Source organism: Candidatus Methylacidiphilum fumarolicum, from assembly GCF_949774925.1.
Classification (GTDB): Bacteria; Verrucomicrobiota; Verrucomicrobiia; order Methylacidiphilales; family Methylacidiphilaceae; genus Methylacidiphilum; species Methylacidiphilum fumarolicum.
The window spans coordinates 2,435,552-2,448,903 of sequence record NZ_OX458932.1 but is presented as its reverse complement, the minus strand read 5'-3'; the positions used below and the strand labels follow the sequence as shown (position 1 = coordinate 2,448,903).

Sequence of the window (13,352 nt, the reverse complement as noted above, 5' to 3'; positions counted from 1 at the left end):
ATACCGAGTTTAAAATAATGGGTTTATTGAAGATTTTTGTTCATCATAGCTTTCGGTATTTCATAAGCCATCCCTATCTTTTTCTATTGAACGTATTTTGTATTGCTTTGGGGGTAGCAAATTTCGTTGCCATTCAGTTGATCAACCACTCGGCATTGGAGTCATTCAAGGCCTCGATAGACCTCGTTGCGGGTAAAGCCAACCTAGAAATTGTCGCTGAGAGTTATCCTTTTGATGAGAAGATCTTAGCTGATGTTCTGAAAAAACCATCTGTTGAGGTGGCTACCCCCATTCTCGAACAGGTGTCTATGTTGGATAAATATCCAGGAGAATATCTTGATGTGGTCGGAGTGGATTTTCTGACTGATCAACCTATTAGGAATTTTCAGTTGGCATCGGGGGTAAACAAAAAAGAGGATATTCTCGATTTTTTGAAAGATTCTAGAGCGGTAGGGATAAACAAAAAGTTGGGGCAAAGACTTGGTATAAAGCTAGGGGATACCATACACCTTCGGACTCCCGAAGGGATTGTGAGATTAAAAGTGCATTCATTCTTGGAGATGGAATCAGGGGCAATCGGTTCTGACGAACATCTTGCGGTGATGGACATTGCTAATGCCCAGGAAATATTCCATATGCCTAACAAATTGACACGAATCAGCTGTCTAATCAAATCCCAAAGTAATCGTATGGAGATCGCCCGAGCTCTTCAAGAGGAGCTCCCCTCCTCGGTAATGGTACAAACTCCTGAGAAAAGAACCTTAAAAGTTGAAAAAATGCTTGGATCCTTCCAGCTTAATTTAACGGCCCTTTCTTTAATTTCCTTGTTTGTAGGAATGTTTATAATTTATAATACTGTACTTGTAGGGGTCGTCAGGAGAAGGTCTGAAATTGCCTTATTACGTTGCCTGGGTGTTGGGCCAAAAGCAATCATCATTGCATGCCTTGGTGAATCAATGCTAATAGGACTGATTGGTATTGCTATTGGCATACCGGCTGGCTACTTCCTTTCCACTAAGCTTATTAGCTGGGTCTCTTCCAGTCTTACTTCTCTTTATCTTTTGTCTAGTATTGAACATATTTTTATTTCTCCCATCCAGTTTATTCTTGCTGTAGGAATGGGTCTATTAGCTGTAGGAGTCGCTTCCCTTTTCCCTTCGATGGAAGCTTCTAAAATCCCTCCTTCGCAAGCCTTTTCTGTAGCCACTTTAGAAGAAAAAGTACATAGATTTGGATTGTTTTGGTTCCTAGGCGTTGGCCTCTCCCTGTTGCTTGCGTTTCTCTTTTCATATTTTAGTTTTAAAGAAAACCTTTCGGTTCTTAGTTTTGGAGCTGCGCTATTTACCATTCTTTCTTTTGCTTTCCTCTCTCCTTTGGTTTGCCAACTCATCGTTCGGTTGTCGCAACCTAAGCATATTCTCTTGAAACTGATCATGTCGCATTTTAGTAGATCTTTGCATCGAAATGTCTTGACCGTTGGTGCTCTTCTTACTGCTCTTGCGATGGTCATTAGCGTTTCCATCATGATAAAGAGCTTTCGTTACACAGTTGATGGATGGCTGAAACAAAGTGTCAGAGCCGATCTGTTTGTTACGACTGCAGCGAATCTGGTTAGTGGTATCCATCAATCTCTTTCAAGGGATGCAGAAGTATTGATCGAAAACGATAACCGAATAGAATCCGTGGACCGTTATTATGAATTTAGATCTGAATTTAGAAATTCTCCCATAAAAATTTCCTCGATTTCTTTTCCTGTGGCTGCAGAAAAAAACAATCTAGAGTTTAGAAGAGGAAATCCTAAAGAACTTTTTAGACAAGCAACTGGATCCAATCGAATATTTATTAATGAAAGTTTGTCGAGAAAATTTGGTCTTAAAGAAGGAGATGTGATAACTCTTAAGACGGGTTTAGGAATGATCAACTTTGAAATTTTTGGCGTTTTTAAGGATTTTACGACCGAATTTGGCCTTGTGCTGCTGGATCGACAAACTTTAATTAGATTTTGGAATATCAATACTAGCAATAGTTTAGCTTTGTATTTGAAAAATCCAAAGGAAGCACAGGAAGTAAAAAAAGACTTAGATAAAAAGCTTCAAGCAGTTGGAGATTACATCGTGTATTCTAATGAGCAACTAAGAACTGAAATATTTCGGATATTCGACCAAACTTTTTCTATCACCAATCTACTAAAGATTACCAGCTTACTGGTCTCGGCGGCGGGAATATTTTTTAATTTATTAATTCTTTCTTCCGAAAGAAGTCGAGAAATAGCAGTTATGCGTTCGATTGGGGCTTCTAAATCGATGGTATTTACATTGGTAATAGGTGAATCTGGCCTCGTAGGCATTATTGCTTCTTTTCTTGGGGTCATAGCTGGATTTGCCCTAGCCGTTGTGTTGACTTATGTGATTAATAGGTCCTTTTTTGGTTGGACTATCGACTGGTCAACTCCTTGGGCCATAATCTTCTGGCTACCTTTTGCCGTTCTTATCATTGCTATCATGGCTTCTCTTCTGCCTGCCTATCAGTTATCCAAGGACAACATTGCAAAAAATCTGAGGATGGAATAAATGCCTAGGTTTCAAAAATATTTTTTTCCTTTTTTTTCTCCTATTATAGCCTTCTTCTGCTCGGTTTTTTGGCATGCAGGAGCCTTTCTATATGCCCAACAAGAATGGAAAATAGTGGATCAACCATGGGCATGGGTTTTCCCAAGAGATCATGGAGCTCATCGAGAATTTAAAACAGAGTGGTGGTATTTTACTGGGAATCTCTATGGCGAAAATAGAGAGCCTTTTGGATTTCAATGGACATTATTCAGGCAAGGTATTTTTAGTTCTCCACCCCAAAAAATAAGCAAGTGGGGGCTCAGAGATATTTATTTTGCTCATTTTGCTTTGAGTGATATCCGGAGAAAGAAGTTTTATGCCTATGAAAGAGCTGATCGTGGAGCTTTGGAGCTTGCAGGCGTCCTAGAAGGAAGCATGGGTGGATGGATTAGAGGATGGGAACTGCGAACTATAGACAACACAAAAGAAAAGTTTCATATCCATGCTAATGAGGGCGAGATTGCCATTGATCTTAATCTAGAAGCTTGCAAACCTCCAGTTTTACATGGTGAAAATGGACTGAGTAAAAAAGCCGATCAAAAGGGATGTGCTTCCTATTACTATTCCTTTACCAGGCTCATGACCAATGGATCAATACGGATCTCAAACAGAGAATGGCTCGTTCATGGGACCAGTTGGTTTGATCATGAATTTACTACAAATTCACTTGGGAATAACGAAGTGGGGTGGGATTGGTTTGCCATACAGCTGGATGGGAATGAAGAACTCATGCTTTATTGTTTGCGGACAAAAGAAGGAGCTTTCGACTCGAATTCTGGAGGAACATGGGTAGGGAAAAATAATGTTCGAATTCTCAAAAAAGAAGATTTTAGCGTTGATCGAATCGCTTTTTGGAAAAGTCCTAATACCAAAGCAACATATCCAGCTGGTTGGAAGATTAAATTATTTGATCCGCCGATTGAAATTATAGTTAAACCCAAAATGGCTTCCCAAGAGCTTGTTCTGCACCAATTAGGTTTTCTTGCTTATTGGGAGGGAGCCGTAAGCGTTGAAGGAGAAAAGGAGGGCATACCTGTCCATGGAGAAGGGTATGTCGAACTGACAGGATATGCTTCCCCCTTGCAAGAAGCTTTCGGTTATTCTTTACAAACCCAAACAGAGCCTCAATAAGATTCCAACTGCCCTTTAAAAAAAATAGTATTTTCTTATATTGTCCTATAGAGAGAAAAAGTTCGCTCAAAGCTATTCAGTTTTTATGAAACATCAGGAACGAACATAGTGAAAAAAATCAGAGAGCCTTTTAATACCTATTCGCATGTTTTTGGGGCCATGCTCTCTATCATAGGCCTTGAAGTTCTCTTCTTTAAAGATCTTCGCAATTCTATCAATCCACTGGATAATCTGATTTATGGACTCAGTTTGACCTTCATGTTTGTCTCCAGTAGCCTTTACCATGCTTTAGATATTACTTCTAAAATGCTTCCCTCCTTTAGAAAACTTGATCACTGTTCGATTTATATTCTCATTGCGGCTACTTATACACCTGTTATTGTAAAGGCTGCCGATAAGGAATACAGGGTAATGCTACTTGCCCTTATGTGGTCGATAGCGATAACTGGTATTCTTATTAAAATTTTTTTTCCCTATCCTTCTAGATGGTTATATACAGGATTTTATCTTGGAATGGGTTGGGTAGGGGTTTTGTTTTTGCCTAGAATCCATCTTTCCAAAGTTTCTTTGGATTATGCATTAAGTGGGGGAATAGTTTATACAATTGGTGCTTTCAGTTACATGCTCAAATGGCCTCAAAGCAGGAATTTTAATTTCCATAATCTCTGGCATCTAATGGTTCTCCTCGGAAGCTTTTTTATGTATCTCATGGTGTACTCATTAGTTCCTTCATAACAGATGGCATTTTTTATAACCGGTGAAACATTGCCATATATGGGCGAAGGCATTGGAAAAAGATTCAGGTTCAGTTGCTAATTTGAAGTTTATCCAGGAAAAGGAATAAAAGTTGCCTTCTGCAATTTCTTGAGGATTGAGTTGAAAGGGACCGTTTGAAAACCCTAAATAAACCCAAATAAATTCATTTCCTGTCTTTGCATCCGCAGATAATTTGAAGAGTTTAATTAATGGTTGATCAAGTTGCAAACCAAGTTCTTCGGTTAACTCTCTGTGAGCTGCCGTATCATAATCTTCTCCCGAAAGCACATGACCACTACAAGAGGAATCCCAACAATTAGGATTTACATCCTTGAGAGGAGATCTTTTTTGAAGAAAAACTTCTTTGTTTTGATTTTGTAAAAGAATATGAACAGCACGGTGCTTAAGTTTTTTTAAATGCACATTCTGCCGAGTATCTTTCCCAATGATCTTATCTTTGTCATCAACGATATCAAAATATTCTTCCATAATAATAAATATAAATAGCTTCTTGATGCTGGAATTAAAACTGCTTAATAAATTATTGAAATGAACCCAAAAGTTACTCATATAACCGAAAAAGATATTGAAGTTCTAGCACAAAAACTTGGGAAAAACCGAAAAGAGAAGATAGCTTTAATCCATCTCCTTAAGCAAGAACCTGAAAAGATTGACCAGATTTTGGATTTTGAGTCCATAAAAAGATATATCCTTGAAGCCCCGAGTCCTATCCCCATATCTGCTCAACTCTATTTTCAGTATTTAGGTAAACTTGCCTTGGGTAAAAGAGGACTGAAAAATCAAGAATTAATTTCCTATATTGCAAAACTTCTAATGCGATTTTTGAAAATGGATTCGTTAGCCCCTTTCTACCGACTAGGGAGTCGAAGAAATTTTGTGAGAATGTCTGATTTGCTTTTATCTTTGGAGAAAACGGCAGGTTCCGTGCAGGCTTATCGACTGCATCATTTTATCGCCGATTATTCTCTATTTGTTTGTGGTCTATTTAAAGAAAATATAGAACGATGTTGGAATGGCTCGCCAGGTATGGAATTTTATGAAAGCCTTGGCATGAGGAGTTATGCCCTAGCAGCAAGTTATCCGGAAGCTCAAAAAAATAGCTTGCAAGGTATTTTTTCCTTTCTTTCTTCTGCCTTTAAAGAAGTGCGATTTGCTTTGAATGAAATTCAGGAGCAGTTTTTTCACTTTTCTGATATATCTCCTTAACCCTACGATTATTAGAAAGATCCAATTATTCCGTTTCGTCAGACTTACTCATTTCTGCTAGCCAGCAGAAACAAAGCTGATTTCCTGCTCCATCGAGGCTGGTTTCACCGCCCTCTTGTGATGACTGCCAGAACCTTGCTCTCTCCAGGCTTCACATCCAGCGGAACTCGCCGTAGAGCCGCATAGTACTGCCAAGCCATACGCCAGTAGATTTCTAGCAGCCTTCACGCCCCATTCCTGGAGGGCTCTACAGTCCAGGCAGGTTCACTGGTACCCTCCCCCACGCCATTTCGCCTTGTTCCAGTTGTCGCCGGAACTCGAAAATACTCCTGTCGGCAATGGACCGAGCCAGGGTGGCTTTTTTCATCCTCTCGCGCCATGCAACTCTTCGATGACAATGGGATGCAACCTTCGAGTGAGGTTGGAGATGAGCTTGTGTCAGACGTACTGCCGGATATTGGAGATGCGGACATAGAGCCTGGACAACTTGGCTCTTGCCTTTTCTCATTCTCCGACACCAGCAACCTCGTCCCTTTGGGAACCAGAGCATTGTCCGACAGCTCGATTTTCTCTTGACGACTTGGTTTTCGGCGGTTCGCAGACCGATAGCGTCCGTATCGACAGTGATGCTGACAAACCACCGGTCCGCCACCAAAAAGACGGTTGCGGATAGGATCTTGCCTGTGAAAGGCAACGACTACTGCCTCCCTACCCCACCCAGTTTGGGTATGCGGATACGGCACCCGTCGAGGGAAAACTGGTCGTTGGTCAAGGTAAAACAGTCAGGCACGCCTGTCTTACAGTACTTCGGGTACTTTGCGCGTCTTGCCCAGACGTTCTTGCAGGCGGCTTTCAACTGCCTAATTGCCATCTGTGGTGCGTTTTTGGCAACTTCGAGCATCCACGCGGGAAAATGCTCGCGTTTCATGGCGTTAAGCTGACAGCGTAAGGAAGGCTGCGAGGGCTTGGGTAGGTAGGTGCTCGGCTTTCCACCCTGTATATAGCATCTGCCACTCGGTCAGCGTCCAGTTGTAGGCGAACCTCGTGGTTCTAGCTGCCTTGGCAAAGCAGGTGGATTGCCTATTGTTTGGGTCCAGCGCGATTGTGTGGGCGGCGTGTATGGCTGGGATTCCTCCACGACTTTTTTGACACCATCCAATAGCTTTTGGTTCTTGCGCAAGTGACTCTCGTATAGTCAAACGCTGAACAACATGATGATTTCCAGCACCCCCTTGGCCAAATCTACCTCAAAGATCGACTCCTTGCCTTGGTTGAGAAGGACCACTTCCACGTTTTTTGCCTCGCAGGTGGCGAAGGCCAGTTCTGCTCCAAAGCGCGACAGCCGATTTTATGGAGGATGACCAGCCACCCAATCTCGTCAGCGATAATGGCGTCAAGCAGCTGCTTGATGCCATTCGTGTGTGAGTTCATGCCGAACCCTACATCCGCAACGACCTCAAACGGCTAGCCCTGGCAGGCACTGAACAGCCAAGCATCTGTTCCTGCCCTTCCAGCTCGTCCTTCAGATCGTAGCTGGAAACATGGGGATAGGCAATAGTACGCCGGCTTACTTCGGCTCGGAATAGCTCTGTGCGCAACCGCGCAAGAACGTAACGACGATGTCCACCTGCCGTGCGAGTAAGAGGCAAAAGCTTGTCCTCGCGTTCCCATCGCCGATGCGTTTGGGCAGACCCTCCCCAAGAACTCGGGCAGCCTCTTGAATGCTGACCATCTTGCATGACAGGATCAAGCTAGAAATTAATGCGCAACAAAGTGCGATTTTTATGGAAACTGTTCAAACTTTTTTTAAGTCTTCTCTGGATATCGCTATGTGATTCCAAAGGAAGAACCTTTCTTTTTTTGCAATAATGATTTTTTTGAAATTGCCTCCATATAGACTTATCCGCAATTATCCCCTTGCTTCTTGTAGAGGCTTCCTGTTAAACGGATAATCATGGGCTCAGACGGTGAATATAGAGCTAAGTTTTTGTGGATTGGTGTATTTTTTGTTCTCCTCTTTATTACAAACGGCTGTCGTTCTGTGCGAATATCTCCCAAGCAACCCAAGCTTTATGATGTTAATGCTTCTATAAATGTAAAAAGCCCACCTATTCAGCAATCTTTTTATTCTTATCATTCCATACAGGAAAGAAGAAGAATGAGAATGGGTGAAATTCAAACATTGAAAAACAACAGAATGATCGGAGAAGGAAAAGATGGCTATCTTCATATAGTCAAGAGTACCGAAGATGAGGAATACAGAAATTATATTCAAAAAATCGTTGACGAAGAAAATCGTGACAGACAAATCCTCTATAATCTAGAGGCAAAAAGAAGTGGGAAAGAGATATCACAAATAGAAAAAGAATATGGGCAAAAATGGCAATCTAGAGCCTTCAAGGGGGAAATGATTGAAGGGGAAGAAGGATGGAAAACAAAAACCGAAGACCTCTTCTAAAATCAAATCTTTTGTATTGAGTGACACTCTTAACCTGCTAAAGCGAGTGAGCTTCTAGCTGATATGCACGGCTTGTGAGAGTTCCCGTTTAGCCCCCGACAAACTGGTGGGGCTTCAGCTAGACAGCTCTGGCCAGTCTCCAGCCTACTACTGCCTCCCGGCTGCCGGTTGTTCATCCCGTCAGCCCGCCCTCGCAGGGGACTGTATCGCAGATACGGGATACCCTTGGGTACGGCAGCACCTGACCGAAGGCGAGCGCGTAGAGGTTGACGCCGCTGACCGCATCCCGGTGGCCCTAAAAGCTTCATCTCGGGCAACGCTAATTCCGCCAAATTGACCTATGGCAATGGCCGCCTTCCGGACACCGGCAGGACCCGCATTGCTTGTCATCGGTGAAGCACACGATACGGGCTTGCTCTCTCTTCTGTATCAAATAGTCTATCTTCTAACTTCTTGCCGTATTCCCACTGGCTCATCCGCTGGTTGTGATGGCGTCCGTCATCCAGATTGCCAGCGAATATGGACTGAATTCAATGATACTGGCAGTACTTTACGACCTTACGGATGCCTTTGCGGAGCAGCCCTCGCTCAGAATCGACCAGGGCATTCCCATTGTTGGAGACTACGGTGGCCTGGTGTATCTGTCTAAGGCCAACCGGTGCATGTCTTTCCGTGGCCCCTTGCGAGTCCTAATCGACTGTCGATTCAACCAGGCTTAGGTGCCATTCGTTGGGCTGGTCATTCCAGAGGATCTTGCAGGCGGATATGCTTGAGAGCCAAGCTGGGGGCGGATCCGTTCCATTGCTGGTATCTTCACGCTATGACTGATACATTGCAAAGTGGAAAAACGTGATGGGCGCATTATCTGCTCGCCTAGCACTTAGTATGGATACCAGAATACCTTCGCAGAATTCTCTCTGCCGAGATAAAAGCATCCTGTAAGGCTATGATTGCCGAATGTTGCCAGTAACACAGCTTTCTGCTGCCAGCCTTGCAAACGGACATCGACCACAGGCATTGCTTCGTATCAGATCTGCCTCGTTGGTCACCTTCAACAATCGCCAGACTCCTCAAGGATTACACGTCCTGCGGGATTCTCAAGAACGGTTTCCAAAGCCCAAAAACATTGGGCATTGCCGGGAACATCTATGGAAGCAAGCCTACTATGTGGGAATGGCTGGGATTTTATCAACGGAAGTCATTCGTTGATACATTGTGGAATGTCAAGCCAAATGGCTCAAATACTTGAATGCGGCGCTATCATCCAGGTTCACTAATGGGGATGGGTATTCCGGCGCCAGTTGTGTGTCAAAATAATTAAAATTATTTGCGATTTCGCGGAAGCTAACTATGATAAATTCCAAATATTTTGAAAACCGATGAAATGGGCATTTGGCTTTCTTTTTTTTCTCTTGTTTTGTTATTTGAGCAGTCTTGTTGCCCAAGAAAACACTGCTCAGGGAAAAAGTGTTTTGGATAAATGGTTGCAAAATCTCACTGCGAAGTATGTACTGGCTGAAGAGCCCTCGTTTTCAAGGGAAAAAGAACAAAAGGAATTTATTCGTGGTCAGGAAGTATTCAGCCGGAGTTGTGTTGGTTGCCATCAACAAAGTGGACAAGGATTAGTCGGATCTTTCCCCCCTCTTGTGGGACATGTGCCGAATATTGTAAACTCAAAAAATGGTAAAGAATATCTTATCGATGTTGTTCTCTATGGTCTTGAAGGTCCCATTCAAGTCGATACTCAACAATACAATGGCTCAATGCCTGGTTGGGGAAATGTATTCGATGATCAACAGCTAGCTGATGTCCTCAACTATGTTTTATCTGCCTGGGGCAACAAAGGGAAGCTGGCTTCCGAAAAGTCATTTATTAGCCTGGATGATATCAAAAAAGAAAGAAAAAAAGGGTTAAGTCCTTCGGCGGTATTAGCTTTAAGACCTCGCAACCTTTCTAGTTCCTACGTCAATAAGAGAGAAGAAGATCTCAAAGAGTTAATAAAAAATTATGATGCCTCCCATCCAGGGAAAGGAATTCATGCGCAGTATTGGGAACCGATTCCAATGGAAATGTATTGGAATCCAAAAAACTTTTATCATCCGCCTCAAAGTATCAAAGGCGAAGTCAGTCGGTCAGATTGTTTGGCCTGCCATAAAACTGTAACCCCAGGAGTATTCCATGCTTGGGAAAAAAGTATACATGGTAATCTTGAGGCAATAAGAAAACTCCCTGATCAGGATCCTAAAGCTTATAAAAAGAAAGAACTAGCAGAGGTGGAAAAACAACTTCATTCTCAAGGAATACTCAAAAATCATGAACAGCTTAAAGAGGTCTCTTGCATCGACTGTCATGGATCCATAGGCGCACAGAAAATACGTCATGATGTCGATCTTCATATGCCTGATCGAGTGACATGCGGTAGTTGTCATGTGCGACAATTTGCTGAATCAGAATCCGAACGTAAACAAATCTGGCCTCATAATGAATGGCCTCAAGGTCATCCATCCCATGCAGTTGATTGGGAAGCAAATGTGAACTTGGCAGCTTGGGCAGCCATGCCCGAAAGAGCCGTAGCTCAAGGCTGCGATATGTGTCATTATCAACAGAATCGCTGTGATGGATGCCACACCCGGCATAGTTTTTCAGCTGCAGAGGCTCGTAATCCTCTTTCATGTGCAACCTGTCATAATGGAGTTGACCATAATGAATTTGAAAATTATATGCTTTCAAAGCATGGGATCATTTTTCAGGCTCAAAGTAAGAATTGGAATTTTGATGTTCCTTTAAAAGATGCTATCGCCAAGGGTGGTTATACCGCTCCAACCTGTGCGAGTTGCCATTTCGAATATCATGGGGAGTATAGCCACAATCTGGTAAGAAAAGTGCGTTGGGCCTTTAATCCCACCCCTGAAATTGCCCAGGGGATTAAGGAGAAACAGCCTTGGTATCAACAAAGGAAAGAAGATTGGATAAGCACTTGTTCGGCTTGCCATTCTGCTAGGTTTGCAGGGGAATGGTTAGAGACAGCCGATCAGGCGATCTTCGATGGATTGAAAGTTCAGGAAGAAGCAAAAAAAGTTATCGAAGCTCTTTATAAGGATGGACTGTTGGTTGGACAAAAAACGAACCGTCCTGCCCCTCCTCCTCCCGAAAAGGATGCTCCTGGTGCTTTTTTCCAGCTTTTTTGGGCTAAGGGAAACAATCCGAGTCATGTTGAGCGAGTGTATGCTAATATGTGGGAGCATGACATGATTCAACACTATAAGGGATTCATGCATGCCAATCCCGGAGGTTTTACGTATTCGGCTGGTTGGGGAGTGTTGCTTGAAAGATATACGGAGATTATGGATGAAAATACAAGGTTAAGAAATAAACCCCATGAATCTCAGTTTTCACCAGGAGATCATTCCTCTCTTTTATCTAGTAAAGTAAAACTCCTTTTTGGTATTATTGGATCAAGTGCTGGGGTTATCCTTATAAGTTCATCTTTTGGGAAAAGCTTAGGGAATAAAAGGAAAAAAGAGTAATTATAAATTTTATTTTTTGATTCGAGAAAATTGCCTACAGAAGAAGCCAAAAATTTTTTTCTAAAAAAAAGGGGACCCATTTTTTTGGGATTGATTCTCTTTGCTGGTGGTATTGTGTTAATCCTCCAAAGCCTTTGGAATCATCACGAAAAAAAACCTGAACCCTTGATTAAAATTGAAACGAAAGACTCCCAATTTTTATCCTTGCCTACATTTTTCCCAGTCCAAAAATATTGGCATTATACTTTTGGAAATAAAGGCCATTTTTGGATCGCACAGTATCTTGACTCGCAAAATACGAGCTGTTTTGCTAGGATTTTCCCTCCAAAACCGATTGGTTCGGAAATAGACGATGTGCTTGGTCGAATATGGATAGAGGCCATGCGATCGGTTAACGCACATGCTCCATCGAATGCCCTTTTCATAGGGTGGTGGGATGTCTCACAAAGGTTAAAACTCTTCACAGGAAAGGAAATATGGATTGAAAGCTATGATTCGACAGTAATCCCAAAAGATGGATTGAAGATGCTTGAAGAAATGTTTGGAGCTCCAAAAGAAACAAATCGATTAAGCATTTTAGCAAAATCCTATGCTGCCAATGCTTTAGAAGGATTGGAAATTTTGAAAAAAGCCTTACCGGCGGGTCGTCCCCTATATCTATGCATCACTACCGAAGATATTTCTAATTTGGCTTTGGCTTTTGGCCAATCCCCTCAATCAATGGGATACGATTGGCGGGTTTTTCCAAGGGCTGGAACAGACATTCATGGATTAATTCCTACTGTTATGAAATGGGTCAATGAGAAGGAATCTGCTGGATATATGCTCCAAGAATTACCTTCGCATGACATATTGGTTTGGAGGGCGGACAAAAAAGCTAAAGAAACCTTACTTGGAAGACTTTTGCCTTTAACTACTTCCATTGCCAACCCTCTTCCTAGAGTAAAACTTCTCTATCAATCTTCATGGGGAGGCTATCTACAGTTTTATGCATTGGAATAGCCTAAGGCCGGCCTCTATTGTTGATCCCCATCGCTTTTGAGCTAGAAGCGTTATAATGACGGTTCGATGGAAAATTTACTGGACTCTTCTCCTAGGATTCCATTCTTCAGGAATGTGAGCAAATCGAGAAGGAGGGCCAGGCTTCCTTATTAAAGGTTTTGCTGGACCAATGGGTTCGATCATTTCCGGAACAAATACTTCTAGTAACTCGTTTGTATGGGGATCATACACCTTATAATCGGCAATGTAGCCTTTCATCCGATATTCGAAATTATCATCAGCAGTCTTTTTTTTAAGCTTTCTCCAAGGAGCGACAATGCCACCAGGTGTTTCTTTTAGAGCGATCCAATGAGCATCTTTCCAGTCTTCGTTTGGTTTTTTAACCCAACCCCATCCACTCCCATGCTTGTCAACAGCTCTATGCCCTATATAGTCTTCTACAATAATGCCAGGAGGCGGTTTTAAAGGCTCTTTTGCGTATTGTGCTGGAGGAAAGATCAGTTTTTCGTTTTCACGGTTTGCGTTTGTCCCATTGGCATTGGACTGTTGTTCTTCTTGATAACCAGGAGGAGAAGGGATTGGAAGACGTGGTATTTGTGGTTCGGCGGTTTCTTCTCCATAAAAGGGTTCCTTAATCAAAAA

At 42.5% G+C, this 13,352-nt stretch carries 12 protein-coding genes and 1 pseudogene; 9 read left to right on the top strand and 4 right to left on the bottom strand.

The genetic code is table 11. The annotated features are described in order from the left end of the window. Positions 1-17: 17 nt before the first annotated feature. The 3 genes from QOL44_RS11055 (at position 18) to trhA (ending at position 4,475) form a co-directional block, all read left to right on the top strand. Positions 18-2,570, top strand: coding sequence for an ABC transporter permease (locus QOL44_RS11055; RefSeq protein WP_009061876.1), 2,553 nt, complete (start codon positions 18-20; stop codon positions 2,568-2,570). After that, positions 2,571-3,740 carry a lipocalin-like domain-containing protein gene (locus QOL44_RS11050; protein ID WP_009061874.1) on the top strand — a complete coding sequence of 390 codons (1,170 nt, stop codon included), beginning with the start codon at positions 2,571-2,573 and terminating at the stop codon, positions 3,738-3,740. A gap of 108 nt (positions 3,741-3,848) precedes the next feature. Beyond that, positions 3,849-4,475 carry a PAQR family membrane homeostasis protein TrhA gene (gene trhA / locus QOL44_RS11045; protein WP_009061873.1) on the top strand — a complete coding sequence of 209 codons (627 nt, stop codon included), beginning with the start codon at positions 3,849-3,851 and terminating at the stop codon, positions 4,473-4,475. Here the strand turns inward: trhA and QOL44_RS11040 are convergent. Further along, positions 4,470-4,985: an NUDIX hydrolase gene (locus QOL44_RS11040; RefSeq protein ID WP_009061870.1), complete on the bottom strand. Its 516-nt coding sequence runs from the start codon at positions 4,983-4,985 to the stop codon at positions 4,470-4,472. The genes trhA and QOL44_RS11040 overlap by 6 nt on opposite strands. A gap of 60 nt (positions 4,986-5,045) precedes the next feature. Between QOL44_RS11040 and QOL44_RS11035 the strand changes: the two genes are divergently transcribed. Next, positions 5,046-5,723: a hypothetical protein gene (locus QOL44_RS11035; RefSeq protein WP_009061869.1), complete on the top strand. Its 678-nt coding sequence runs from the start codon at positions 5,046-5,048 to the stop codon at positions 5,721-5,723. A gap of 932 nt (positions 5,724-6,655) precedes the next feature. On the opposite strand, the gene QOL44_RS11455 is transcribed toward QOL44_RS11035, so the two are convergent. After that, positions 6,656-6,820, bottom strand: coding sequence for a helix-turn-helix domain-containing protein (locus tag QOL44_RS11455; protein ID WP_449244413.1), 165 nt, complete (start codon positions 6,818-6,820; stop codon positions 6,656-6,658). A gap of 29 nt (positions 6,821-6,849) precedes the next feature. Beyond that, positions 6,850-7,455 (bottom strand): annotated as a pseudogene (locus QOL44_RS11450) (IS607 family transposase); the annotation flags it as partial. A 222-nt stretch (positions 7,456-7,677) separates the two neighbouring features. On the opposite strand from QOL44_RS11450, the gene QOL44_RS11030 reads away from it, so the two are divergent. The 5 genes from QOL44_RS11030 (at position 7,678) to haoB (ending at position 12,710) form a co-directional block, all read left to right on the top strand. Next, positions 7,678-8,181, top strand: coding sequence for a YdbL family protein (locus QOL44_RS11030; protein WP_009061864.1), 504 nt, complete (start codon positions 7,678-7,680; stop codon positions 8,179-8,181). 346 nt (positions 8,182-8,527) lie between these two features. Then, the gene (locus tag QOL44_RS11025) at positions 8,528-8,830 is read left to right on the top strand and encodes a hypothetical protein (protein WP_134391405.1); all 303 of its coding nucleotides are present in this window, start codon (positions 8,528-8,530) and stop codon (positions 8,828-8,830) included. Positions 8,831-9,138: 308 nt separating this feature from the next. After that, complete coding sequence (locus QOL44_RS11020; RefSeq protein WP_045086455.1) at positions 9,139-9,390, top strand: hypothetical protein; 252 nt, start codon at positions 9,139-9,141, stop codon at positions 9,388-9,390. Positions 9,391-9,560: 170 nt separating this feature from the next. After that, the gene (locus QOL44_RS11015) at positions 9,561-11,708 is read left to right on the top strand and encodes a multiheme c-type cytochrome (protein ID WP_009061861.1); all 2,148 of its coding nucleotides are present in this window, start codon (positions 9,561-9,563) and stop codon (positions 11,706-11,708) included. 84 nt (positions 11,709-11,792) lie between these two features. Continuing rightward, positions 11,793-12,710: a hydroxylamine oxidation protein HaoB gene (haoB, locus tag QOL44_RS11010; RefSeq protein WP_258042259.1), complete on the top strand. Its 918-nt coding sequence runs from the start codon at positions 11,793-11,795 to the stop codon at positions 12,708-12,710. Positions 12,711-12,785: 75 nt separating this feature from the next. On the opposite strand, the gene QOL44_RS11005 is transcribed toward haoB, so the two are convergent. Further along, the gene (locus QOL44_RS11005; protein WP_283401184.1) at positions 12,786-13,349 is read right to left on the bottom strand and encodes a hypothetical protein; all 564 of its coding nucleotides are present in this window, start codon (positions 13,347-13,349) and stop codon (positions 12,786-12,788) included. Between the last annotated feature and the right edge of the window lie 3 nt (positions 13,350-13,352).